Origin of the sequence: Jatrophihabitans sp. GAS493 (assembly GCF_900230215.1) — a bacterium.
In the GTDB taxonomy this organism is placed as follows: domain Bacteria; phylum Actinomycetota; class Actinomycetes; order Mycobacteriales; family Jatrophihabitantaceae; genus MT45.
This window is the reverse complement of sequence record NZ_LT907982.1, coordinates 528022-550817: the sequence shown is the minus strand read 5'-3', so window position 1 is coordinate 550817 and position 22796 is coordinate 528022. Positions and strand designations below refer to the sequence as shown.

Here is a 22796-nt window from a genome sequence, read left to right as displayed (position 1 = left end):
TGCGTAACCATGGCGAACTGGAGCGACTACCAGCTGGGGATCTACTACAACGGCGTGCAGGGCGTGCAGCCTGACCTTCCGGTCAGCTACGCCGAACTGGAGCGGCGAGCTCACGCCGCTCTCCCGGCGGCGGTTCTCGGCTATGTGGCCGGTGGGGCCGGGGATGAGAACACCCAGCGCCGCAATGTCGAGGCGTTCCAGCGTTGGGGGCTGATGCCCCGAATGATGGTGGGTGCGGCTGAGCGGGATCTCTCGGTCGAGCTCTTCGACCTGCAGTTGCCCAGTCCGCTCTATCTCTGCCCGGTCGGCGTCCTCGGCGTCTGTCATCCCGAGGGTGACCTGGAGACCGCCCGGGCCAGCGCCGCCACCGGGGTGCCCATGCTCGCCTCCACCCTCTCGGCCAGCCCGCTGGAGGAGGTCGCCAAGGCGACCGGAGCGACTCCCGCCTTCTTCCAGCTCTACCCGCCGAATGACCGTGAATTGACCGAGAATCTGGTGCATCGGGCCGAGGTTGCAGGGTATGCCGGCATCGTCATCACGGTGGACACCTGGGTCAACGGGTGGCGCCCGCGGGATCTGGGCAACGCCTACCTGCCGATGCTGCGCGGGCACTGCCTGGCCAACTACCGCAGTGACCCACGCTTCGCGCAGATTGTCGGGCAGATCCCCGAGAGCCAGCCGCACCGGGAAGAACTCGCCTGGGCCTCCATCTTCGGGAAACCGACGCTGAGCTGGGACGATCTCCCGTGGTTTCGCTCGCTCACCAATCTCCCTTTACTTCTCAAGGGAATCTGCTCACCGCTGGATGTCACCCGGGCCAAGGACGGCGGCGTCGACGGCATCGTCTGCTCCAACCACGGCGGGCGTCAGGCCAACGGCGGACTGCCGGCGCTGAACTGCCTGGCCGGGGTGGTCGCCGCGGCCGACGGGATGCCGGTGCTCTTCGACTCCGGTGTGCGCGGCGGCCCGGACATCGTGAAGGCCCTGGCCCTCGGCGCCACCGCCGTCGGGGTCGGACGCCCTTATGTTTACGGGCTATCCCTAGCCGGAGCGCGCGGGGTCGAGCACGTCCTGCGCAGCCTGCTGGCCGAGGCCGATCTGACGATGGCCATCGACGGTTACCGCAGCATCGCCGACCTGACGCCCGAAGCGCTCGTCCCGTGCTGAGGCTCGGACTCCAGCGGCGCTGATGTCTCGACGTCGACCCGCTGCCCGCGCGGCGTCATGCCGAAGGCGGTGACGGCGGCGACCCAGGCCGAGATGGCGATCGCCCACCAGACCCGCTGGAAGGCCGTGTGCGCCTCGAGGTAGCCGTGCGGTACCCCCAGCAATGCGACCAGGATGCTCACGCCGAGCACAGTGCCGACCTGGCGGCTCATGTTGACGACCGCGCTGCCGGTCGCGGCGCGCGCCGCGGGCAGGTCGATGGTGGCGGCCGAGAGGATCGTGGGAAGGGCCAGCCCGACCCCGATACCGCCGACGAGCCAACCGGGGAGGATCTCCTCCGCGTAGTTCGGGGTTGGGCCGACGCGGGTCAACACCAGCACCGCGCCCACGCCGAAGAGCAGGCAGCCGGCGGCGGCCAGCCGGCCAACCGAGACCCGGGAGGCCAGTCGCTGCCCGACGGCGGCGAAGATCGGCACCATCAGTGGCCCGGGGGCGACCGCCAGACCGGTGCGCAGCGCTGAGTAGTGCCAGATCTGCTGCATCCACAGGATGTTGCTGAGCAGGCTGGCCGCGAACCCGATGCTGAACAGCAGTGCCGTCACGTTCGACCAGGCGAAGGCGCGGACCTTCAGGAGGGCGGGCTCGACCACCGGAGCGCGGTGGTGCAGCGAGCGGTACCAGAACAAGGCGAGGCCGAGTGCGGCGACGACCATCGTGGTGATGAAGTCGGCGCTGAGCCAACCCCAACTCGGTGCCTTCACCAGCCCGAGGGCGAGTGACCCGATGGCGATGACCAGCAACAACGCGCCGGCCAGATCGGGGATCGGGCCGCGATTGGCGTCACGGGAATCGGGTACGTAGCGGACGGTGGCGATCAGCGCGACGATGCCGATCGGGATGTTCACCAGGAAGACCCAGCGCCAGGATGCGCTGACCAGCAGCCCGCCGACGACCGGGCCGGCGGCGGCGGCCAACGCGCCGGACGCGGCCCAGATCCGAACGGCCCGGGCCCGGCGCTGCGCCGGGGTGGCGCTCAGTAGCAGTCCGAGGCTCGTCGGTGTCAGCAGCGCCGCGCCGACCGCCTGCAGAACTCGGAAGAAGACGAGGAGCCAGAGGCCGGTGCTGGCCGCACAGGCTGCGCTGGCTACCGTGAAGAGCCCGACGCCGAGCAGGAATCCAGCCTTGCGCCCGTAGCGGTCGGCCAGCCGTCCGAGCGGGACCAGCAGTGCCGCGTAGGTGATCGCGTAGCCGTTGAGGATCCAGCTGAGATCCGAGAGCGAGGCGCTGCTGAAGTCGTGGCCTATGTCGTCGAAGGCCACGTTGACGATGAAGAGGTCGAGACTGGCCATGAACGCGGCCACCGACAGGATGGCCAGCACCAGACCGGGGCGGCTGGTGGCTGGCGTGGAGCCGGGCGCGGTGCCCGACGGCTGAGGCTGACTGGAATTGACCATAGTCAGCACTCTAAGAGGCTGACTTGGGTAGATGCAAGTCAGCGAGGTAAAGTGACCGCATGGAGAGGACCGCCGACCAATCGAATCCGGTCGTGCAGTTGCAGGGTGGGCTGGCCCGTCGGGATCGCTGGCCGGCTCCCGGTCGCTGCTCGCTGGATCGGGCCATCGGTGTCGTCGGCACCCGCTCGGCGCTGCTGCTGATGCGCGAGGCGTTCTACGGCACTACCCGCTTCGACGACTTCGCCCGCCGCGTCGGGATCACCGAAGCGGTCGCCTCCGCCCGCCTCAAGGAGTTGGTCGCGGCCGGCCTGCTGACGCGCGTCCCGTACCGCGAGCCCGGCCAGCGGACCCGGTTCGAGTACGTCCTCACTGACGCCGGGCGCGACCTCTTCCCGGTCGCTCTCGCGATGATGCAGTGGGGGGACAAGTACGTCGCCGAGGATGGCGGTCCGATTGAGCTCACCCACGCCGGGTGCGGCCAACCGATCGCCGTCGAGGTCCGCTGCGCCGCCGGACATCAGGTGGGGATCAGCGAGGTCTCCGCCGCCGCCCGTCGGCCGGGCGTCGGCTCAAGCGATTAGCCAACTCCGACCGGTCAAAATCATCCCGCTTGTCCAGGAGGAATCGTCGCGGGTAGTGGCTGCCGAAAATTTATGAGACAGACTGTCAACAGTCTGAAACGGCGGCTTATCAGACGAAGTGTTAATAGCGTCGAATTCTGGGTTCGCGACTGGCCGGGGTGCTTCCGAGGGGCGTCGTGAGCCCCTGCAAGGCCCCCAAAATACGGACACAATAAGCCGCTAACCGTGGAAATCACCCCAAAGTGCGCGGATTTTGTGGAACTTGTTGACTCGCCGGTAACTTTGCGTAAATACTCCCCAGCGTGGCATGCAGTACGGCATGTATTCGTCTGCTGTCGCAATTCCATCCGCGAACAAAATGTGTTCGCGGCCCACTCTCTAAACCAACTGGGATGGTCTATGAGAAAGAAGTTAGTTGCGTCGATTGCGGTGATCGCCTGTGGTATCGGCGTCACCACCGCGATCGCTACCACCGGTTCGGCCGCTTCGGCGCTGACCGGATGCTCGGCGTCCGCGAACGACATCTACACAGCGCCGTCGAGCATCACCGCGGCCAACGGAACGCTGTTGGCCTGCCGCTCAGTCACCCTGAGCCAGGTTCCGAACAGCGTCCCGATGAAGGCCTGGCAGGTTCAGTACGCCTCCACCGACGTCAACGGAGCCCGGGTCGCGGTCTCCGGCACCATCGCCGTTCCGACGGCAGCCTGGACCGGAAAGGGCACCCGCCCGGTCGTCGCCTTCAACCCGGGCACGCTCGGCATCGGCCCACAGTGCGCCTTCTCCAAGCAGCTCGCCGGCGCCTTCCAGGACGAGTACGAGGGTGACAACATCAGCGCCCTGCTCAAGGCCGGCATCGCGGTCGCCGCCACCGACGGCATCGGCTACCTCAATGGCCAGGTGCACCCCTACGTCAACGGAACCGACGCCGGACACGCGCTTCTCGACGTCGCCCGCACCGCGTTCCAGGTTCCCTCGGCCGGTCTCGTCTCGAGCACCAAGGTCGGCATCTGGGGTTACTCCGAGGGCGGCCAGGCCTCCCTCTGGGCCGCACAGCTGGCCGCGAGCTACGCACCTGAGCTGCAGGTCGCCGGCGACGCCGCCGGTGGCGTGCCGGGAGATCTCAAGCTCACCGCCTCGCAGCTCAACGGCGGTGCGTTCTTCGGGTTCCTGGGTGACGCCGTCATCGGCACCATCACCGCGCACCCGAGCTTCCCGGTGAACAGTCTCATCAACGCGACCGGGGCAAGTGCCATCGCGCAGCTGAAGACCACCTGCCTGCTCGGTACGCTCGCCGCCGTCGCCGGCCAGAAGATCGAGAGCTACACCACGGCCGGGCTCAGCCTGACCCAGCTCTAACGCGGTCGCCGACCCGTCGGGCTACACCGTCGGCCAGTTCCTGGACTCATCGAAGCTGGGCGTCAGCATCGGCAAGCCGGGATCGGGCGCCAAGTACACGGTCAGCTTCCCGGTGTACCAGTACCGCGGTGCGCTCGAAGAGGTCATCAACACCCAGACCGAGGACGCCACGGCCAAGGCCTACTGTGCCTCGGGTATCACCACGCAGTACCGGAACAACTATTTCAGTGAGCACCTCACCACCGACAACGGCGCCATTGGCGACGTGGTCAAGTTCCTCACTGATCGCTTCAACGGCGTGTCCGCCAGCAGCAGCGGCTGCTAAACGGCACCACCTGATTGTCCCGGCCGGTTCTGGTCACCTCGTGGGGTCAGAATCGGCCGGACAGTCTCGGTCAGCTGAGGGGTAGCACCGGCACATCCGCCGGGACGAAGCCCATCACCTGCCCGTAGAAGGAGAGCTCCGCCTCGTGGGAGTGAACGATCGTCTCCTTCTTCCGGAACCCGTGCGACTCGCCCTCGTAGGCCAGGTACGCGTGCGGCAGGCCCTTGGCCACCAACGCATCGCGGAACCGCTCGGCCTGCGAGGGCGGCACGACCGGATCGTCCAATCCCTGCAGGAGCAGCACCGGGCAGGAGAGGCCGTCCACGTTGTTCAGCGGCGCCCGGCTCTCATAGAGCGCCCGAGCCTCGGGCAGCGGGCCGATGAGCCCGTCCAGGTAACGGGACTCGAAATCATGGGTCTCCTCGGCGAACTGCAGTAGCTCGGCGACGCCGAAGTAGGAGGCCCCACAGGCGAAGGCGTCGGTCTGGGTGAGGGCTGAGAGCACCGTCCACCCGCCGGCCGAGCCGCCCTGAATGGCCAGCCGACGGCCATCGGCCAGACCCGCGTCGGCCAGCCCCTGCGCGGCGGCAACCACGTCCTGGACGTCGACGATGCCCCACTGACCGCGCAGGCGCTCGCGGTAGGCCCGCCCGTAGCCACTGGAGCCGCCGTAGTTGACGTCGACGACGCCGATTCCGCGACTGGTGAAGTAGGCGGCGCCCAGATTCAACATGCCGGCCACATGAGCCGTCGGACCACCGTGCACGAGTGCGACGAAGGGCGGCAGCTCACCCTCGGGCGCGGCGAAGTCAGGGTTGCTCGGTGGGTAGACGAAGGCGTGCACCTCACGGCCGTCGGCTGCGTGAAAGGTCATCGCAGAGGAGGGCGGAAGGTATTCGGCGGGCGGCAGCCCGTCAACGCTGAGCCGCACATCCGTCAACTGCCGGGTGCTGAGGTTGTACCGACGCAGGCCGTGCGGAGTGCGGGCTCCACCGCCGCGCAGCAGCACCTCGTCACCCTTCAACTGTCCGAACCGCAGGGTGGTGAGATCGCCGGTGTCGAGATCGGTCAGCTCGCCCGTCTGCGGGTCCAGAATGCCCAGTGTGTCCAGGCCGAAGGTGCGGACGGTGAGGAGACGGCCGTCCGGCAGCGCCTGGTACCAGCGGGCACCGAACTGCCAGAGTGGGGCGCCGAAGTCGGCCGCCATCTCGCAGAGCGCCTCGAGTCGCGGGGCCTCCCCGGCGCCGGCCGCCGGCTGGGTGAGGCGGTAGAGATTCCACCAACCGGTCTGATCGCTGATCACGTAGAGGCGCTGCTCGTCGATCCACTCCGGCTGCAGCACCGCCTCAGTGCGCGACCCCAGCATCGTCGTCCACTCGGTGCAGCGGCCGTCGCCGTCGATTCGCCCGACGCGGAGTTCGCAGCCGTCCCACGGCATCTGCGGGTGGTCCCAGGCCAGCCAGGCCAGCTGGCTGTCATCTGGTGAGAAGCGGGCGGCGGCCAGAAAATGCGAGCCGGCGACGATGGAGCGGATCTGGTCCGGATCGGTGGCGGCGCTGCCGTCGAGGGGCACGGCGACGAGGTCGCGGCGCACCTGTCCATCGCGGTGGGTCTCGCGAATGCAGCGCACCTCCCGACCGGCCGGGTCGAACTGCACTTCGGCGTAGCGCAGTGCCGCCTGCTCCGAGGACGGGGTCAGCGGACGCGGTTGGTTGCTGCCCGGATCGAGGCGGTAGAGGCGCTGATCGCTGAACTCGGCGAAGACGAGCACGCCGTCGGCCGTAACGGCCCAGGCTGCGCCGCCGTATTCGTGAACCCGGGTGCGGGCGTTCCAGGGTGGCGGCAGGACGTCGATCGGCTGGCCGTCGGGGCCGCTGCGGCGCACCGCGTAGCGACCGCCCTCGTCGCTGCGCAGTTCGGACCACCAGACGTCGGCGCCGCCCGCCCCGCCCGCGAAGGCGCTGCCGTCGACCGGATGTTCACCGGCGGCCAGGTCGGCGGCGGAGATCGGAGAGTGCCAGCTGCCATAGGGGGATGTCGTCGTCATCCCTCCATCGTGGCAGGCCGCGGAATCGTGGCAGGCGGCGGAGCTTGGCGCCGGCCGGCGGAGCGACCCGGCTCAGGTCCGGACGTGCCGCAGGTGAGTGACCGTCGGCGCGTTGACGATCGTCGAACGCAGCGGGAGTAGCTTGGCGCCGATCTCGCCGATGGCGGAGTCCGAGACGCCGAGGCTGGTGAGCGTATCGACCAGATGAGCCACCACCGCGTCGAAGTCGGCGTCGGAGATCTCCAGCCCGGCGTGGGCGGCGCCGAGGTCGCGGCCGGCGAAGATCTCCGGACCGCCCACCGCGGCGGCGATGAAGGAGCGTTGATGAGCCTTCAAACGCTGTATATCCGAGTCCGCGAAGATCGGGGCGAGCGTAGGATCTGCCAGCACCCGCCGGTAGAACTCGTCGACCGTGGCCTGCACCGCGGGGGCGCCACCGATGGAGTCGTAGATGCTCACGTGCCCGCTCAAATTCCCGCTCAACGTCCAAGCCCCTTCAGTTGATGTAGACGGCGGACGTTACGAACGGCATGTTTCGATTTCGAAGAGCCGCAGTGACGAGCAGGCTACGTTCTGCGCACATCGCGAGTTCGTCGCCGGTGAGCAGGCGCGATGAGTCACGCCCCACTTCATCTCTGGCTTCTCGATGTAGCCACCTCGACCGAGGCCGCAACCACGCTGGCCGGCGTACTCGACGAGGCTGAGCAGCGCCGCCTCGCTGCGATTTCGACGGCTGAGATGGCTGACCGCTATCTCACCGCCCACGTGGCCCTGCGCTCGGTGCTGGCCGGATACGTGGGCGTCGAGCCGCAGCGGCTGGTCTTCGCGCGGGACAAGTGCCCGGGGTGTGGGGGTGACCACGGCCGGCCCATCCTGGCTGGCGCCGGGCCGCAGTTCTCGCTCACCCACTCCGGCGACGCGGTGCTGATCGCCGTGGCCGACCGGCCGGTCGGGGTCGACGTGGAACGCGCCCGGCCGGGGCGCGATCGCAGCGGAGTCATCAGCCGGTTGCATCCGATGGAGCGTGAGATGCTCCGCTCCGCCCCGACCGAGGAGCTGTTCCTGGACTGCTGGACTCGCAAGGAGGCCTACCTGAAGGCCACCGGAATCGGGATGGCCGGTGGGCTGGCCAGTCACTACACCGGGATGGCCGGGGCGCCGGAGGAGGCCCTCCCGTCGGGGTGGAGCTTCGTCAACGTCGAAGTTCCGGAGGGGTATTGGGCCTCGGCGGCCATCGCCGGAGCGGGTGGGACCGAGCGGGTACTGCCACGCTCCTTCTCGCTCGGCTAGGCGGCGCATTCGCGATGGCTAGCTGGCTTAGCTAGTGCAGTGGCCCGACGGCTCCCTGTGCGGCGTCGAGGATCTGGCCGGACTCCACGGCGGCCACCGCGGCCTCGATCTCGGGGGTGAGCCAGCGGTCCGGGCCGATGCCGGCGACGGTCTCGCGCAGCGCGCTCAGCACCGCGGTCGAAGCGGGTGAGGGCAGCAGCGGCTGCCGCAGTTCCAGGGCCCGGGTCGAGGTGAGGACCTCGATGGCCAGCACGCGCTGCAGCGCGTCGATGCCCTTGCGCAGTTTGCGGGCGGCCGACCAGCCCATCGAGACGTGGTCCTCCTGCATCGCCGAGGAGGGGATCGAGTCGACGCTCGCCGGAGCAGCTAAACGCTTTAGCTCGCTGACCAGGGCAGCCTGGGTGTACTGCGCGATCATCAGCCCGGAGTCGACGCCGGGGTTGCCGGCCAGGAACGCGGGGAGGCCGTGGGAGCGCGCCGGGTCGAGCATCCGGTCGGTGCGTCGTTCGGAGATGGAGGCGAGGTCGGCCACCGCGATGGCCAGGAAGTCGAGGACGTATCCGACCGGCGCGCCGTGGAAGTTGCCGTTGCTCTCGATGCGCTGATCGGAGAGGACCGCCGGGTTGTCGATCGCGCTGGCCAGTTCCCGCTCGGCCACCTGCCGGGCGTAGCTCGCGGTGTCGCGGAAGGCGCCGGCCACCTGGGGGGCGCAGCGCAGCGAGTAGGCATCCTGCACCACGCTGCAGTCCTCGCCGCGGTGGCTCTGCATGATCTGCGAACCCGCGAGCAGGGCGCGGAGGTTGGCCGCCGAATCGGCCTGCCCGGGGTGTGGTCGCAGCGCTTGGATGTCGGCCGCGAAGACCCGATCCGTGCCGAGCAGCGCCTCGACACTCATGGCGGCCGAGATGTCGGCGATCTTGGCCAGCCGGGCCAGGTCGATAAGGGCCAGGCAGAGCATGCCGAGCATCCCGTCGGTACCGTTGATCAGGGCCAGACCCTCCTTGGCCACCAGCGTCACCGGGGTGATCCCGGCGGCGGCCAGCGCCTGGGCGGCCGGCATCAGCGCGCCCGTCGCGTCGCGCACCTCGCCCTCGCCGGTGGCGGCCAGCGCGCAGGTGGCCAGCGGGGCGAGGTCACCGGAGCAGCCCAGCGAGCCGTACTCGCGCACCACCGGAGTGATTCCGGCGTTGAGGAGGGCGGCGTAGGCGTCGACGGTGGTCTCGGTCACGCCGGTGTGGCCGGTGACGAAGGTGTGCAGCCGCAGCAGCATGAGGGCGCGAACGACCTCCCGCTCGACCTCGGGGCCAGAGCCGGCGGCATGCGAGCGGACGAGCGCTTTCTGCAGGTCCTCCCGCTGATCAGCTGAGATCCGGGTCGAGGCGAGCGCCCCGAAACCGGTGGAGACACCGTAGATCGGCGTGTCACCGGCGCCGAGAGTCTCGACCGCGTGCCGGGCGGCCCGGATCCCGACGCGGGCACCGTGCTCGATCTGCACCGGCGCGCCGTGCCGGGCCACGTCCACCACCTCGTCGAGGGTGAGGGCCTGCTGGGTCAGGACGACGCTGGCTGTCTTACCGGGGGTCATGGCTGGATGTCCTATTCGTAAAGGGGATCGATGGCGCGGCGCAGTAGGGCCCCGACGTCGCCGAGGATGTGCTGGCCGCCGGTGACGATGCGCCGGCCGTCCACGCAGACGTCGCGGATGTCGGCCGCGGTGGCGGCGAAGATCAGCTGAGCCGGGTCGACGCCGGCGGTGCGGGTCGAGTTGAGATCGACGGTGACCAGGTCGGCCCGCTGCCCGACGGCTAGCGCCCCGGCGTCGTCGAAACCGATGCCGGCGTGTGCGGTGAGGGCGGCCTGCAGCTGGGGCAGGGTGAAGCGTCCACGTTCATTGCTGGCCAGCCGCTCATGGAGTTCCAGCGTCCGGGCCTCCTCCAACAGGTCGATCACCGCGTGCTGATCGCTGCCCAGGCTCAGCGGTGAGCCGGCGTCGGCCAGTGCGCGGGCCGGCCCGATGCCGTCGGCCAGGTCCCGCTCGGTGGTGGGGCAGAAGCAGGCGGTGGTGTGCGTGGCGCCGAGCCGCTTGATATCCGCTGCGGTGAGGTGGGTCGCGTGCACGGCGGTGCTGTTCGGACCGAGCGCCGACTCCCCGTCCAGGAGCTCGGTCGGGGTCTGACCGTAGAACGCCAGGGTCGCCTCATTCTCGGCCGGCTGTTCGGAGAGGTGAAAATGTAACGGCCGGCCGCCCGCCGCCCGGGCGATGGCCGCCAGGTCCTGCTGCGGGACGGCCCGGACGGAGTGGATCCCCACGCCGATTCGGAGCTGCTCGGTCGCCTCCAGCTGGCTGACTCGGGCCTCCCACCTCTCCACCGTCCCGTCGGAGAAGCGCTGCTGCACCTCGTTCAACCCAGTGTGGCCGCCGCCGTCGAGGCCGCCGGCGAGGTAGCAGGTGTCCAACAGCGTCAGGCGAATGCCGGCGTCGCGGGCGGCCTGGATGAGCGCGTGACCCATCGCGTTGGGGTCGTCGTAGCGGGAGCCACCCGGGCCGTGATGCAGGTAGTGAAACTCGCCGACACCGGTGATGCCGGCCAGCGCCATCTCGGCGTAGGTGGCCCGGGCCAGCGCCAGGTATGTGTCCGGGTTCAGACGCTGGGCCACCTGGTACATCCGTTCCCGCCAGGTCCAGAACGTGCCGCCACCGTCGTGCGTGCGTCCGCGTAGCGCGCGGTGGAAGGCATGGCTGTGGGCGTTGGCGAAGCCGGGCAGTGCCAGTCCGGCGAAGATGGAGGCGGCGTCGGGTGAGGAGTTCGGGGTGATCGCCGCATACCGACCGTCGCGGACCTCGAGGCGGACGTCGCGGGCCAGACCCGTTGGTAGATAGGCGTATTCGCACCACCAGTTCGTCATGAGGCCAGCTCCCGGACCGCGCCCGTCAGCGCCGCGACCCCGGCGTGGCAGTCGTCGAGTTCGGCGTACTCGGCCGGTGAGTGCGAGACCCCGGTCGGGTTGCGGACGAAGAGCATCGCGGTGGGGATCCCGGCGCTAGCCAGGATGCCGGCGTCGTGACCGGCCCCGGTCGCCAGCACCGGCAGTTGCGAGCCCAGCGCGCCGCTCAACCGGTCACGCAGCGGGGCGTCGAAGCCCGTATCGCCGGTAAAAGACTCCTCGATCGCCGCCACCCCGCCGGCCGCCGCCACCACTTCGGCGATGCGCCGGACGTCGTCTTCGTGCGGGCCGCGGGCATCCAGCCAGGCCGTCACCGCAGAGGCGATGGCGTTCACCCCGTTCGGCTCGACCCGAACCTTGCCGACGGTCGCGACCGCCCCGTAGCGCTCCGCGGCACTGCGGGCCGCTTGGATCACCGCGGCCAGGTTCAGCATCGGGTCCCGGCGATCGACGAGGCGGGTGGTGCCGGCATGGTTCGCCTCACCCAGCAAGTCCAGCCGCCACCGCCCATGCGGCCAGATGGAGGAGGCCAGCCCGACCGGTGCGTCGAGGTCGACCAGGGCGCGTCCCTGCTCGACGTGCAGTTCGACGAATGTCCCTATCCGAGCGAGGGTCTCCGCGTCCGGGCCGATCGATGACGGTGCGAAACCGGAATGCTGCATGGCCTCGGCCATCGTGACGCCCGCGCCGTCACGCAGGCCGCGGGCCCGCTCGCCGGCCAATGCGCCACAGATGATCCGGGAACCGGCGCAGGCCACCCCGAAGCGCGCCCCCTCCTCGTCGCCGAAGTTCACCACCCCGACCGGGCGGGCGGGGGTGAAGCCATCCGCGCGCAGCGCGTCGACGGCGGCGAAGGCGGAGACCACGCCCAGGGGTCCGTCGAAGGCACCACCGTCGGGGACCGAGTCCAGGTGCGATCCGATCACCACGCCGGGATCACCGGCGGCCACCGCGGCATCCGGATCGCCCCACCAGGCCCACTGGTTCCCGGCCCGATCCAGGGTCAGGTCCAAGCCGCGGGCCGCCGCGTGCGAGGCGAACCACTCGCGTAATACGGCATCTTCGCTCGTCCAGGCGAAGCGCCGGTACCCCCCGGTGGCGGCGTGACGGCCGATCGGTGCGAGTTCACTCCAGAGATTGTCGAAGACGGGCAAGCGCGTCAGCTCTCCTGCATCGGGATGCGGACGCCCCGCTCAGCAGCCACCTCGGAGGCGATCTCGTACCCGGCGTCGACGTGCCGGATGACGCCCATGCCCGGGTCGTTGGTCAGCACGCGGCGCAGCTTCTCGCCGGCCAGCGCCGTTCCGTCGGCGACGGTGACCTGGCCGGCGTGCAGGGAGCGACCGATCCCCACCCCGCCGCCGTGGTGAATCGAGACCCAGGTGGCCCCACTAGCCGTGTTTACCAGGGCATTCAGCAGCGGCCAGTCGGCGATCGCATCGGAGCCGTCGGCCATCGCCTCGGTCTCGCGGTACGGCGACGCGACTGAGCCGGCGTCCAGGTGGTCGCGCCCGATCACCAGCGGCGCACTGAGTTCACCGCTGGCCACCATCTCGTTGAAGCGCTCGCCGGCCTTGTCCCGCTCGCCGTAGCCGAGCCAGCAGATCCGGGCCGGCAGCCCCTGGAACGCGACCTTCTCCTGGGCGCCGCGGATCCACCGGTGCAGGTGATCGTTGTCCGGGAAGAGGTCGAGGACGGCCCGGTCGGTGGCGTGGATGTCCTTCGGATCGCCCGAGAGCGCGGCCCAGCGGAACGGCCCCTTTCCCTCGCAGAACAAAGGGCGAATGTAGGCCGGCACGAAACCCGGGAAGTCGAAGGCGCGCTGGTAGCCACCCTTGCGGGCCTCGTCGCGGATCGAGTTGCCGTAGTCGAAGACCTCGGCTCCGGCGTCCTGGAAGCCGACCATCGCCTCGACGTGCTTGGCCATTGAGGCCTGCGCCCGGTCGGTGAACTCCTCGGGCTTGCGGTCGGCGTAGTCGCGCCAGTCGTCGACGTCGATCCCCTCGGGCAGGTAGGCCAGCGGGTCATGGGCCGAGGTCTGGTCGGTGACGATGTCGATCGCCACACCCCGGGTCAGCAGCTGCGGTAGCACCGTCGCGCAGTTACCGACCAGTCCCACCGAGAGGGCGCGCCGCTCGCCTTTGGCGGCCAGGCAGCGAGCGGTCGCGTCGTCGAGGTTCTCGGCCAGTTCGTCCAGGTACCGGTGTTCGACCCGGCGCCGCAGCCGGGTCTCATCGACGTCGATGATGAGGCAGACGCCGTCGTTCATGGTGACGGCCAGTGGCTGCGCGCCACCCATGCCACCGCAGCCGCCGGTGACCGTGAGGGTGCCGGCGAGCGTGCCGTTGAAGCGTTTGGCGGCCACCGCGGCGAACGTCTCATACGTCCCCTGCAGGATGCCCTGGGTGCCGATGTAGATCCAGGAGCCGGCCGTCATCTGCCCGTACATGGTGAGCCCGAGCTTCTCCAGCCGGCGGAACTCCGGCCAGGTCGACCAGTCGCCGACCAGATTCGAGTTGGCGATCAGCACCCGCGGCGCCCACTCGTGCGTCTGCATGACGCCGACCGGCTTACCGGACTGCACCAGCATCGTCTCGTCCTGCTTGAGGGTGGTCAGGGTGCGCACCATCGCGTCGAAGGCCGGCCAGCTGCGGGCCGCCCGCCCGGTGCCGCCGTAGACGACCAGGTCGTCGGGGCGTTCGGCGTTCTCCGGGTCGAGGTTGTTCATCAGCATCCGCAGCGGGGCCTCGGTCTGCCAGGAGCGGGCGGTGAGGGTCGTGCCGCGGGCTGCGCGTACGGAACGGGCGCCATCCATGCTGCTTCTCCTTCGGTCCGGTCTATCCATCACACTCGCTCCCGGCCGGAAACGCCAGGGCCGCGGCGCGCCCGGTGTCTGGTATCCGAGACACTGCGCGACTAGGCTCCAACGACTAGGCTCCGAGCGGTGAAGCAGGTTCCGGCGGCGACGCATGTGCTGCAGATACTGCAACTGCTCTCCGAGCAGGCCGGCCCGGTGCCGGCCGCGGTGCTCGCCCGGGAGCTGAAACTGCCGCGATCGAGTACCTACCACCTGCTGAACACCCTCTGCGAATCCGGCTTCGTGCTGCACCTGAGCGAGGAGCGGCGCTACGCCCTCGGGGTTCGCGCCTACGAACTGGCCAGTGGCTACAGCCGGCAGGCCCCGCTGCAGCGGTTGGCCCGGGTGCCGCTGGCTCGACTCGTCGACCGCACCGGTCACAGCGCCCATCTGGCCGTGCTGCACGGACGCGATGTCGTCTACGTACTGGAGGAGCGGGCACCCGGGCGAGCACCCCTCATCACCGACGTCGGGGTGCGCCTGCCGGCTCACCTGACCGCCAGCGGGCGCGCGGTGCTGGCCGCGCTGCCGGCCACCCAGGTGCGGGCGCTCTTCCCGGACGCGGCCGCCTTCGTGAGCTGGCGGGAGACGCCGGCGGCTACCCAGCCGCAGACCATCTCGGCCCTCAAACAGCTGCTGGTCGGCGTGCGCCGAGACGGAGTCGCCAGCGAATCAGGGGAGATAACCGAGGGTTTCGCCTCCGTGGCCGCAGCGGTGCTGGACCACAATCGTCATCCGCTGGCCGCGGTCGCGGTGACCTATCCCCAGGTGGAGGTGAACCAGCAGCGACGGGCGGCGCTGATCCGTCAGACTCAGCTCACCGCAGCGCGATTGACCCAGCGGCTGAGTGGCTGACCGACTCCAGCACGGCCGTCAGCGCCTCGGCCGGGGTCACGTCCCGCCGGTCGGCGCCGTAGCGGGCCGCGACCTCGCAGGCAACCCCGCCCGCGCCGATTCCGTGCAGGTAGACGCGCTTGCCCTCGCTGCGAAGTTGGGTGATCACCCGGGCCGCGTCGTCGAGGACGAAGGCCAGGTTCGGGTTCTCTACCCGGGCGTCGCTCTCCACGATCCACATCTCGACGTGGTCCTCGGGTGCGATCAGCTCGGGGATGTCCTCGCGACCGACCCGGCAGAGCGAGACGATCGCCTCCACGCCGAAGGGGAGATGGTGCAGCGCGTCGAAGCCGCCGATGAGCAGATCGTCGTCGTAGGGGTGGGCGCTGATCGCCTCGGCCGCCGCCGGCCCCGGGTACTGCAGGTGCGGCCGGTTCGGCCAGTGCTCCGGCGAGTCGTCGCCGTCGCGGGTGATGAGGACGGCCAGCCGGGTCAGGTCCCGCTCGCGTAGCCCCGGCCAGCCGTGCAGCAGCCGCCGCCACTCGGCGGGGACGGCCGAGCCGCCATAGGCCGCTCCGACCAGGCCACCGGCGATCGCGGCAATCGTGTCGGTGTCATTGCCGCTACGCGCCGCGAGCTCGATCGCCCGGGCCAGGTGCTGAACGCGGAAGGTGCGCTCGGACGGGTTCTCCATCGGGACACCAGTGTGCGAGATCGCCGACCAGGCGGCCTGGAAGGCCTCGACGACCCAGCCGTTCTCTTCGAAGTCGGCCGGAAGGGTGATCTCGGCGGCCTCGATCCGGGCCAGCCAGACCTCGCGGCGGGTGGTGGAGAGGCGGGAGAGGCCACGGCGGATGTTCAGCGAGCCGCAGAGCACGGCGTGACGGACGGCCAGGCACCAGAGCGCGCAAGCCTCCGCCGCCTCGTCGTCGTGATGGGTCAGGTGGCTCAGTGACTGGGCCACCTCGAAGAGCTTGTCCTCGTCGTGCAGGTAGGCCAGTGCAACGACGGCGGTGCGCATCAGCGAGCCATTTCCGCCGGAGCGCCCGGACTGCTTGTGGTGCTCGTCGGCGGCAATCCGCAGGTGCGAGGCCCGCAGTGGAGTGAGCGCCTCGCGGGCTGCGTGATAGGCCGAGTTGAGCACGCTGCGGGTCTGCGCGCCCACGTCCGGCGCCTTCTGAGCCCACCGGTACCAGGCGTTGGCGATCCGGTCCTGGGCGTCGTCGCCGGCCAGATCGGCCCCGGAGGCGGCGACCTGGGCCAGCACCAGTCCCATCGAGGTGTCGTCGGTCCACTCGCCGCGCTCCCAGCCGAAGGTGCCACCGCCGATCATGGCGATCGACTCGGCCGCCGCGCGGGGCGGATGGAACTCATAGGGTGCGCCGAGGGCGTCGCCGGCAGCGCTGCCCAGCAGCACGCCGACGGCGCGATCCAGCTGTGCACTGCTCAAGCGCGTCACGCCACGACCTCCAACGTCGGTGTCAATGTTTAACAGAAACCTGACCCGAAGTCTTGATGAATTAGGTCGCAAGTCACAGTGATTGACAGGTTACCTATCTAAGTACGGCCGGTGCAGCCTCGGGTTTACCCGCCGCAGACACCTGGGTGCAACAAACCTCGACATACTGAAGGTGTGACTTCATCTCTGACCCTGGGTGTCGAGGAAGAGCTTCACGTCGTCGACCTGGAAACCTCACTCCTCGTGCCCCGCGCGCCGCAACTGCTGGCGCGCCTGCCCGCGGAGAGCTTCTCGGCTGAACTGCAGCGCAGCACCATCGAGACGAACACCGAGGTCTGCACCACCCTGGACGAGCTGCACTCCGAGATCGTGCGGTTGCGCCGGGAGCTGATCAGCGTCGTCGGGTCGGAGGGTCTAGGGGTCGCCGCGGTCGGCACAGCGCCGCTCTCCTCGGCCGACGACTTCGAGCTCACCGCCACCGGGCGTTTCGGACGGATGCAGGAGGAGTACCGGCTACTGGTCGACGAGCAGCTCATCTGCGGCACCCAGGTGCACGTCGGGCTGGCCGACCGGGACGTCGCCGTGAGCGTGGCCCAGCGCGTCAGCCGCGACCTCCCCACCCTGCTCTCGCTCTCGGCCAGCTCGCCGTTCTGGCACGGTACCGACACCGGCTACGCGAGCATCCGCACCATCATCTGGCAGCGCTGGCCCACCGCCGGGACCTTCGGTGAGCTCACCTCGGCCAGCCAGTACGACGATCTGGTCTCCGACCTGATCAGCTCCGGCGTCATCGCCGACGCCAAGATGGCCTACTTCGACGTCCGGCCGTCCTCGCACGTGCCGACGATCGAGCTGCGGGTCTGCGACGGCTGCCCGATCGTCGACGACGCAGTGCTCATCGCCGGGCTCTTCCGCGGTCTGGTCGCCGAGGCCCAAGCGGCGGCGATCGCCGGCGAGCCGATCGTCCCGCTTCCGGCACCGCTGCACCGGGCCGCGATGTGGCGCGCCGCCCGCAGCGGGCTGGCTGGCGATCTGCTCGACAACAGCCCACGTCCGCAGCCGGTCCCGGCGGCGCAGGTGGTGCGGGCGCTGGTGAACCGGCTCCGCCCACACCTCGAGGAGCTCGGGGATTGGAGCACCGTCGTGGAGCTCGCCGAGGCGACGCTGATTCGCGGTAACTCCGCCGACCGGCAGCGCGCGGCCTTTGCCGAGCACGGCCGGATGTCGGACGTGGTCGACCAGGTGGTCGGCGAGACGCACGGCACCATCGAGGACTCGGCCCGGGCCCGCAAGGGGATCCGGCGCTACCCGGCCCGCGCCGGTGACGAGGTCTTCATGGCCTCGGGCGAGCCGCGCCCGCCCTACCGCGAGGTGCTGAAGGAGCTGGAGCAGACGACGCTCTCCGAGGCGGCCGAGCAGGCGGCCCAGCGGGACGAGTGGTCAGTCGCGCAGGGGATGACCTTCGGCGTCGACGGCGGCCATCGTCCCTTCCCGGTCGACCTGCTGCCCCGGGTGATCCCGGCTCACGAATGGACGGCGCTGCGGGCCGGCCTGGCTCAGCGGGCCCGGGCCATCGAGGCGTTCCTGCAGGACATCTACAGCGATGAGAAGGTGCTGGACGAGGCGGTGCTGCCCAGCGACGTGGTGCGCGGCGCGATCGGCTGGCGCGAGGAGGCCCGGCGGCTGCCCCGAGGGGTGCTCCGGGCACCGGTGCAGGGTTTCGATCTGGTGCGCAACGAGCTCGGGGCCTGGCGGGTGCTGGAGGACAACGTACGGGTCCCGTCCGGGGCCGGCTTTGCGTTGGCGATCCGTGAGCTGATGGACGTCGTCGTGCCGGGGCTACCCCGTCCGGAGCACCTGCTCGCACCGGCCAGCCTGCCCGCTCTGCTCCGCAGTTGCCTGCAGGCCTGTGCCGCCCCCGGTGCCACCGGGACGCTGGCCCTGCTCTCCGACGGTGCCGGGAACTCGGCTTTCTTCGAACATCGGCTGCTGGCCGAGCGGGCCGAACTACTGCTGGCCACCCCGGAGCAGCTGGAGGTCGTCGACGGGCGGGTCGTCTACGTCCCGACCGGAGCCGAGATCGCGGTGCTCTACCTGCGGCTGGACGTCGAACTGCTCGACCTCGTCGACTCGGACGGCCGGGCCATCGGCAGCGACCTGCTGGAGGCCGCGGTGGCCGACACGGTACGGCTGGCCAATGCGCCCGGGAACGGCGTCGCCGACGACAAGGCGATGTACTGCTACGTCAGCGATCTGATCGCCTACTACCTGGGCGAGAAGCCCCTCCTCGACTCGGTACCGACCTACCGCTGCAGCGATCCGGAGGAGTGCCGGTCGGTGCTGGAGCGGGTCGGCGAGCTGGTCACCAAGCCGGTTGACGGTTACGGCGGCGGCGGCGTGATGGTCGGACCGCTGGCCTCAGCGGCGGCCGTCTCCGCCCGCCGGGCCGAGGTGGCGGCCGACCCGCCGCGCTGGGTGGCGCAGGAGGTGGTGGCCCTCTCATCACACCCGACCTTCAACGGTGCCAACCTGGAGCCCCGCCACGTCGACCTGCGGGCCTTCGTCTACCTGACCGGAACCGAACCGGAGGATGCGCATGTGGCCGATCTCGCGTTAACCCGGGTGGCCCCGGCGGGCAGCATGGTCGTGAACTCATCGCGCGGTGGTGGCGCGAAGGACACATGGATCATTGGAGAAGACGATCATCGGTGAACGGGTAACTGCAGACTGGGCAACGAACAAGGCGGAGCAGACATGTGCGGACTAGCGGGCGAGATCCGTTTCGACGGGCAGAGCGCGGACGCCGCCGCCGTCGAGCGGATCTGCGTGAAGATGGCGCCCCGGGGCCCGGACGGCAACGGCATCTGGGCCAACGGCCGGGTCGCCTTCGGCCACCGGCGGTTGTCGATCATCGACCTCTCCGACGCCGGCGCCCAGCCCCTGGTCGACTCCGACCTCGGGCTGACCGTCGTCTTCAACGGCTGCATCTACAACTACAAGCAACTGCGCGGTGAGCTGGAGGCGGCCGGCTACCGTTTCTTCTCCACCTCCGACACCGAAGTGATCACCAAGGCCTACGACCACTGGGGTCCGTCCTGCGTCGAGCGGTTCCTGGGGATGTTCGCCTTCGTCATCCTGGAGCGGCGCACCGGCGTCGTGGTGATGGCCCGTGACCGGCTCGGCATCAAGCCGCTCTACCTGGACCAGACTCCGTCGCGGCTGCGGTTCGCCTCGACGCTGCCCGCGCTGCTGGCCGCCGGTGGCACCGACACGTCAATCGACCGGACCGCACTGGCGTACTACATGAGCTTCCACTCGGTGGTGCCGGCGCCGCACACGATCCTCAACGGGGTGCGGAAACTCCCGCCGGCGACGGTGCGCACGGTCGCGCCGGACGGCTCGTTCAGTGACTGGGTCTACTGGGACGCCACCTTCGCCCGGGACGATTCGATGGCCGGGGCCACCTCGCGGGATTGGCAGGAGGCCCTGCTGGGGAGCCTGCGTACCGCAGTCGAGCGGCGCATGGTGGCTGACGTGCCGGTCGGGGTGCTGCTGTCGGGCGGAATCGACTCGAGCCTGGTGGTGGCGCTGCTGGCCGAGGCCGGGCAGACCGACCTGATGACCTTCAGCATCGGCTTCGACGCGGCCGGCGGCGAGACCGGCGACGAGTTCGAGTACTCCGACCTGGTGGCCCGGCACTTCGGGACGAAGCATCACCGCATCCCGATCGACTCCTCGCGGCTACTGCCGGGCATCGACTCGGCCATCGCCGCCATGAGCGAACCGATGGTCAGCCACGACTGCGTCGCCTTCTACCTGCTCAGCCAGGATGTGGCCCAGGAGGTGAAGGTGGTGCAGTCCGGGCAGGGTGCCGATGAGGTGCTCGGCGGCTACGACTGGTACCCACCGCTACTCGGAGTCCCGCGGGGCGAGGCCGTAGAGGCCTACGCGAACGTCTTCTTCGACCGCCGCTTCGCCGCGCTCGGGCAGCTGCTCTCGCCGGAGTGGATGATCGACACCGATGCCCCGACGGAGTACATCACCGCTCAATTCGCCCGGCCCGGAGCCGAGACGACCGTCGACGCGGCGCTGCGCAACGACACAACGATCATGCTGGTCGACGATCCGGTGAAGCGCGTCGACAACATGACGATGTCCTGGGGCCTGGAGGCTCGGGTGCCGTTCCTGGACCATGAATTCGTCGAGCTGGCCGGGCGAATCCCCCCGGAATTGAAGCTGGAACTCGGTGGCAAGGGCGTGCTGAAGCAGGCCAGCCGAGGCGTGGTGCCCGATGAGGTGATCGACCGGACGAAGGGGAGTTTCCCGGTGCCGGCGATCCGTCAGTTGGAGGGTCCCTACCTGGATCGAGTGCGTGAGGCGCTCACCGATCCGGCGGCGCAGGCCCGCGGGCTCTTCCAGCGGGAGCCGGTCGAACGGATGCTGGCCGACCCTAACCGGACCCGCACGACGCTCGGCTCGAACGCGCTGTGGCAGCTGGCGTTACTGGAGATGTGGCTGCAGAAGATGGATATCAACTGATGGATATCTACTGATGGATATCTACTAGGGATGGTTCTTCGTCCCACTCTTGACCTGCAATCAGACCTCGCCCGGCTGATGCAGCAGTTGGTCGACGCCTGGGGAAGTTGGGGGCCGACCGTCTCACCCGACTCCGACCACGTCGCCTTCATCAGCGATCGCAGCGGCCGCCCCGAGGTGTGGCTGCAGCCGATGGCATCGGGGCCGGCGCCGGATCTTGCGTGCGCCGTACGGGTGCCGGTGAGCGAGGACCCGATCGTCTCGGTGCACTGGTCCTCCGACGGTGAATGGTTGGCCTGCGCGGTGGCCGCCCACGGTGGCGTGCGCACCGAGGTATGGATTGTTCGCCCGGACGGAACCGGCGCCCAGCGGGTCGCGGGGTCGGATGAGCATCACGCCACCCTCGGCCCCTGGACGCGTCATGGCCGTCAGGTCGTCGTCACGAATGCCCCGCGAAACACTGGGGATTCCAGCCGGGCTGATCTCGTCGATCCGACCACCGGCGAGCATGAGCCGCTGGCCGTCGGTGGGCTGGTCGACGTGCTGGATCTCTCGGCCGGGGAGCGTTTCGCCCTGCTGCGCGACGGAAAGCGGGGCGCGCAGTTCTGTGTCGTGCTGGATCGGCAGCTCGATTCCGACCATCCATTGCTGCCCTACCCGCAGACCGGCTCGACGAGCGCCGGGATGCTCCGCCCGGCTCCGTACGGTGACGAGACGGCGATGGTCGCCTATCTGGTCTCCGACGCCGGTCAGCCGCGGAAGGCGCTGCTGGCGATACCGATTCACGCCGACGGCGAGCGCGGTGAGGTCGGGCTGCTGGCCGCCCGCGAGGACGGCGAGCTCGACTTCGTCGACGCCGACGACGCCGGTCGGGAGATGGTGCTGGTCTGGAACGTCCAGGGACGTAGTGAGGTCGAACTGCTGGACGTTGAGTCCGGCCGGCGGACTCCGGTGCCTGACCTTCCCGGTGCGGTGGTCGACGGCTGCGTGCTCTCGCGGGACGGATCCTGCGTCGTCTTCTGCGTGCAGTCTCCGACCCGGCCGCAGGAGATCTGGCGCTTCGACCTCGGGTCGCAGACCTGGAGCCTGGTCAGCGAGCGGCCGCCCCTACCCGAGGCTGAGCTGGTGACGCCAACTCTGCAGCATTTCCTGGCTCATGATGGGCTGCCGTTGAGCGGCTGGCTCTATCGGGCGGTCGGTCACCATCAGGCCGGCCCGGCGATGCTGAGCCTGCACGGCGGGCCGGAGTCGCAGGAGCGGCCGACCTTCAGCGCGCAGCACCAGACGCTGGCCGCGGCCGGTATCAGCGTCTTCGCCCCTAACATTCGAGGGTCGTCCGGCTATGGACGGGCCTTCGTGCACGCCGATGATCGGCACGGGCGACACGATGCGATCTCCGACGTGGAGACGAGCGCGCTCTACCTGGCCGGGATCGGGGTGGCCGACGGCCGCCGGATCGCGGTCACCGGCCGCTCCTACGGTGGGTACCTGACGCTGGCCGCGCTGGCTAGATTCTCCCGGCTCTTCGCGGCTGGGGTGGACATCTGCGGGATGTCGGATCTGATGACCTTCTACCGTGACACCGAGCCGTGGATCGCGGCGGCCGCGGTCACGAAGTACGGCGATCCCAAGACGGACGCGGCGCTGCTGCGCCAGATCTCGCCGATCAATCATGTGCGGCGGATCATGGCGCCGGTGCTGGTGGTGCACGGCGAGTTCGACACCAACGTGCCGCTCAATGAGGCGACTCAGATCGTCGCGTCGCTGCGGGCGCTGGGGCGGGATGTCGAATACCTGGAGCTGGCCGGCGAGGGGCATGAGTACCGGCTGCCCGCCTCGCGGCTGCAGCTCATCGAGACGATGACCCGCTTCCTGACCCTGCGGTTGGCCGTGCCGCCACCCGCGGCTGGTCGCTGATCGGTTCAGCTGAACCGATTGCGC

The 22796-nt window shown here is 69.5% G+C and carries 17 protein-coding genes; 9 read left to right on the top strand and 8 right to left on the bottom strand.

Features of this window, described 5'->3' with window-relative positions; genetic code table 11:
- Positions 1-9 precede the first annotated feature (9 nt).
- Positions 10-1167: an alpha-hydroxy-acid oxidizing protein gene (locus tag CPH63_RS02485; RefSeq protein ID WP_096301421.1), complete on the top strand. Its 1158-nt coding sequence runs from the start codon at positions 10-12 to the stop codon at positions 1165-1167.
- Here CPH63_RS02485 and CPH63_RS02480 read toward each other — a convergent pair.
- Entirely contained in the window at positions 1119-2621 is a 1503-nt protein-coding gene (locus CPH63_RS02480) for a DHA2 family efflux MFS transporter permease subunit (protein WP_096301420.1), read from the bottom strand. The genes CPH63_RS02485 and CPH63_RS02480 overlap by 49 nt on opposite strands.
- 59 nt (positions 2622-2680) lie before the next feature.
- Here CPH63_RS02480 and CPH63_RS02475 point away from each other — a divergent pair, with 59 nt between their 5' ends.
- The 3 genes from CPH63_RS02475 (at position 2681) to CPH63_RS23360 (ending at position 4883) form a co-directional block, all read left to right on the top strand.
- Entirely contained in the window at positions 2681-3202 is a 522-nt protein-coding gene (locus CPH63_RS02475) for a helix-turn-helix domain-containing protein (RefSeq protein ID WP_096301419.1), read from the top strand.
- A 399-nt stretch (positions 3203-3601) separates the two neighbouring features.
- Positions 3602-4558, top strand: a complete 957-nt coding sequence (locus CPH63_RS23365; protein ID WP_197704533.1) for a lipase family protein — start codon at positions 3602-3604, stop codon at positions 4556-4558.
- Positions 4559-4670: 112 nt separating this feature from the next.
- Positions 4671-4883, top strand: a complete 213-nt coding sequence (locus CPH63_RS23360) for a lipase family protein (protein ID WP_197704532.1) — start codon at positions 4671-4673, stop codon at positions 4881-4883.
- A 70-nt stretch (positions 4884-4953) separates the two neighbouring features.
- Here the strand turns inward: CPH63_RS23360 and CPH63_RS02465 are convergent, their stop codons facing one another.
- Both CPH63_RS02465 and CPH63_RS02460 read right to left on the bottom strand, forming a co-directional pair.
- Positions 4954-6930, bottom strand: a complete 1977-nt coding sequence (locus tag CPH63_RS02465) for a prolyl oligopeptidase family serine peptidase (RefSeq protein WP_096301418.1) — start codon at positions 6928-6930, stop codon at positions 4954-4956.
- A gap of 72 nt (positions 6931-7002) precedes the next feature.
- Positions 7003-7389, bottom strand: coding sequence for a group 1 truncated hemoglobin (locus CPH63_RS02460; RefSeq protein WP_096304893.1), 387 nt, complete (start codon positions 7387-7389; stop codon positions 7003-7005).
- 153 nt (positions 7390-7542) lie between these two features.
- On the opposite strand from CPH63_RS02460, the gene CPH63_RS02455 reads away from it, so the two are divergent.
- The gene (locus CPH63_RS02455; RefSeq protein WP_096301417.1) at positions 7543-8220 is read left to right on the top strand and encodes a 4'-phosphopantetheinyl transferase superfamily protein; all 678 of its coding nucleotides are present in this window, start codon (positions 7543-7545) and stop codon (positions 8218-8220) included.
- A 31-nt stretch (positions 8221-8251) separates the two neighbouring features.
- On the opposite strand, the gene hutH is transcribed toward CPH63_RS02455, so the two are convergent.
- From hutH to hutU, 4 genes are read right to left on the bottom strand one after another with little or no spacing between them, the layout of a single operon-like run.
- Positions 8252-9805: a histidine ammonia-lyase gene (hutH, locus tag CPH63_RS02450; RefSeq protein ID WP_096301416.1), complete on the bottom strand. Its 1554-nt coding sequence runs from the start codon at positions 9803-9805 to the stop codon at positions 8252-8254.
- An 11-nt stretch (positions 9806-9816) separates the two neighbouring features.
- On the bottom strand, positions 9817-11127 hold the full coding sequence (locus CPH63_RS02445; protein ID WP_096301415.1) for a formimidoylglutamate deiminase: 1311 nt from the start codon (positions 11125-11127) through the stop codon (positions 9817-9819).
- On the bottom strand, positions 11124-12320 hold the full coding sequence (locus CPH63_RS02440) for an allantoate amidohydrolase (protein ID WP_096301414.1): 1197 nt from the start codon (positions 12318-12320) through the stop codon (positions 11124-11126). The genes CPH63_RS02445 and CPH63_RS02440 overlap by 4 nt, the downstream gene beginning before the upstream one ends.
- 5 nt (positions 12321-12325) lie before the next feature.
- A complete protein-coding gene (gene hutU / locus CPH63_RS02435) occupies positions 12326-13981 on the bottom strand; it encodes a urocanate hydratase (RefSeq protein ID WP_096301413.1) in 1656 nt (551 codons plus the stop codon).
- A gap of 129 nt (positions 13982-14110) precedes the next feature.
- On the opposite strand from hutU, the gene CPH63_RS02430 reads away from it, so the two are divergent.
- The gene (locus tag CPH63_RS02430) at positions 14111-14878 is read left to right on the top strand and encodes an IclR family transcriptional regulator (protein WP_096301412.1); all 768 of its coding nucleotides are present in this window, start codon (positions 14111-14113) and stop codon (positions 14876-14878) included.
- Here CPH63_RS02430 and CPH63_RS02425 read toward each other — a convergent pair.
- Positions 14841-16316: an ADP-ribosylglycohydrolase family protein gene (locus CPH63_RS02425; protein ID WP_197704531.1), complete on the bottom strand. Its 1476-nt coding sequence runs from the start codon at positions 16314-16316 to the stop codon at positions 14841-14843. The genes CPH63_RS02430 and CPH63_RS02425 overlap by 38 nt on opposite strands.
- Positions 16317-16490: 174 nt before the next feature.
- Here CPH63_RS02425 and CPH63_RS02420 point away from each other — a divergent pair, with 174 nt between their 5' ends.
- Genes CPH63_RS02420 through CPH63_RS02410 form a run of 3 tightly spaced genes read left to right on the top strand, consistent with a single transcriptional unit; the run spans position 16491 to position 22772 of the window.
- On the top strand, positions 16491-19028 hold the full coding sequence (locus tag CPH63_RS02420) for a glutamate--cysteine ligase (protein ID WP_172892148.1): 2538 nt from the start codon (positions 16491-16493) through the stop codon (positions 19026-19028).
- Positions 19029-19070: 42 nt separating this feature from the next.
- Entirely contained in the window at positions 19071-20855 is a 1785-nt protein-coding gene (locus CPH63_RS02415) for an N-acetylglutaminylglutamine amidotransferase (RefSeq protein WP_096301410.1), read from the top strand.
- Positions 20856-20885: 30 nt separating this feature from the next.
- On the top strand, positions 20886-22772 hold the full coding sequence (locus CPH63_RS02410; protein ID WP_096301409.1) for a prolyl oligopeptidase family serine peptidase: 1887 nt from the start codon (positions 20886-20888) through the stop codon (positions 22770-22772).
- Positions 22773-22796 lie beyond the last annotated feature (24 nt).

Coding starts and splice junctions, on each gene's coding strand:
- CPH63_RS02485 (WP_096301421.1), top strand. CDS start 10: ATGGCGAACTGGAGCGACTACCAGCTGGGGATCTACTACAACGGCGTG.
- CPH63_RS02480 (WP_096301420.1), bottom strand. CDS start 2,621: ATGGTCAATTCCAGTCAGCCTCAGCCGTCGGGCACCGCGCCCGGCTCC.
- CPH63_RS02475 (WP_096301419.1), top strand. CDS start 2,681: ATGGAGAGGACCGCCGACCAATCGAATCCGGTCGTGCAGTTGCAGGGT.
- CPH63_RS23365 (WP_197704533.1), top strand. CDS start 3,602: ATGAGAAAGAAGTTAGTTGCGTCGATTGCGGTGATCGCCTGTGGTATC.
- CPH63_RS02465 (WP_096301418.1), bottom strand. CDS start 6,930: ATGACGACGACATCCCCCTATGGCAGCTGGCACTCTCCGATCTCCGCC.
- CPH63_RS02455 (WP_096301417.1), top strand. CDS start 7,543: ATGAGTCACGCCCCACTTCATCTCTGGCTTCTCGATGTAGCCACCTCG.
- hutH (WP_096301416.1), bottom strand. CDS start 9,805: ATGACCCCCGGTAAGACAGCCAGCGTCGTCCTGACCCAGCAGGCCCTC.
- CPH63_RS02445 (WP_096301415.1), bottom strand. CDS start 11,127: ATGACGAACTGGTGGTGCGAATACGCCTATCTACCAACGGGTCTGGCC.
- hutU (WP_096301413.1), bottom strand. CDS start 13,981: ATGGATGGCGCCCGTTCCGTACGCGCAGCCCGCGGCACGACCCTCACC.
- CPH63_RS02415 (WP_096301410.1), top strand. CDS start 19,071: ATGTGCGGACTAGCGGGCGAGATCCGTTTCGACGGGCAGAGCGCGGAC.
- CPH63_RS02410 (WP_096301409.1), top strand. CDS start 20,886: ATGGTTCTTCGTCCCACTCTTGACCTGCAATCAGACCTCGCCCGGCTG.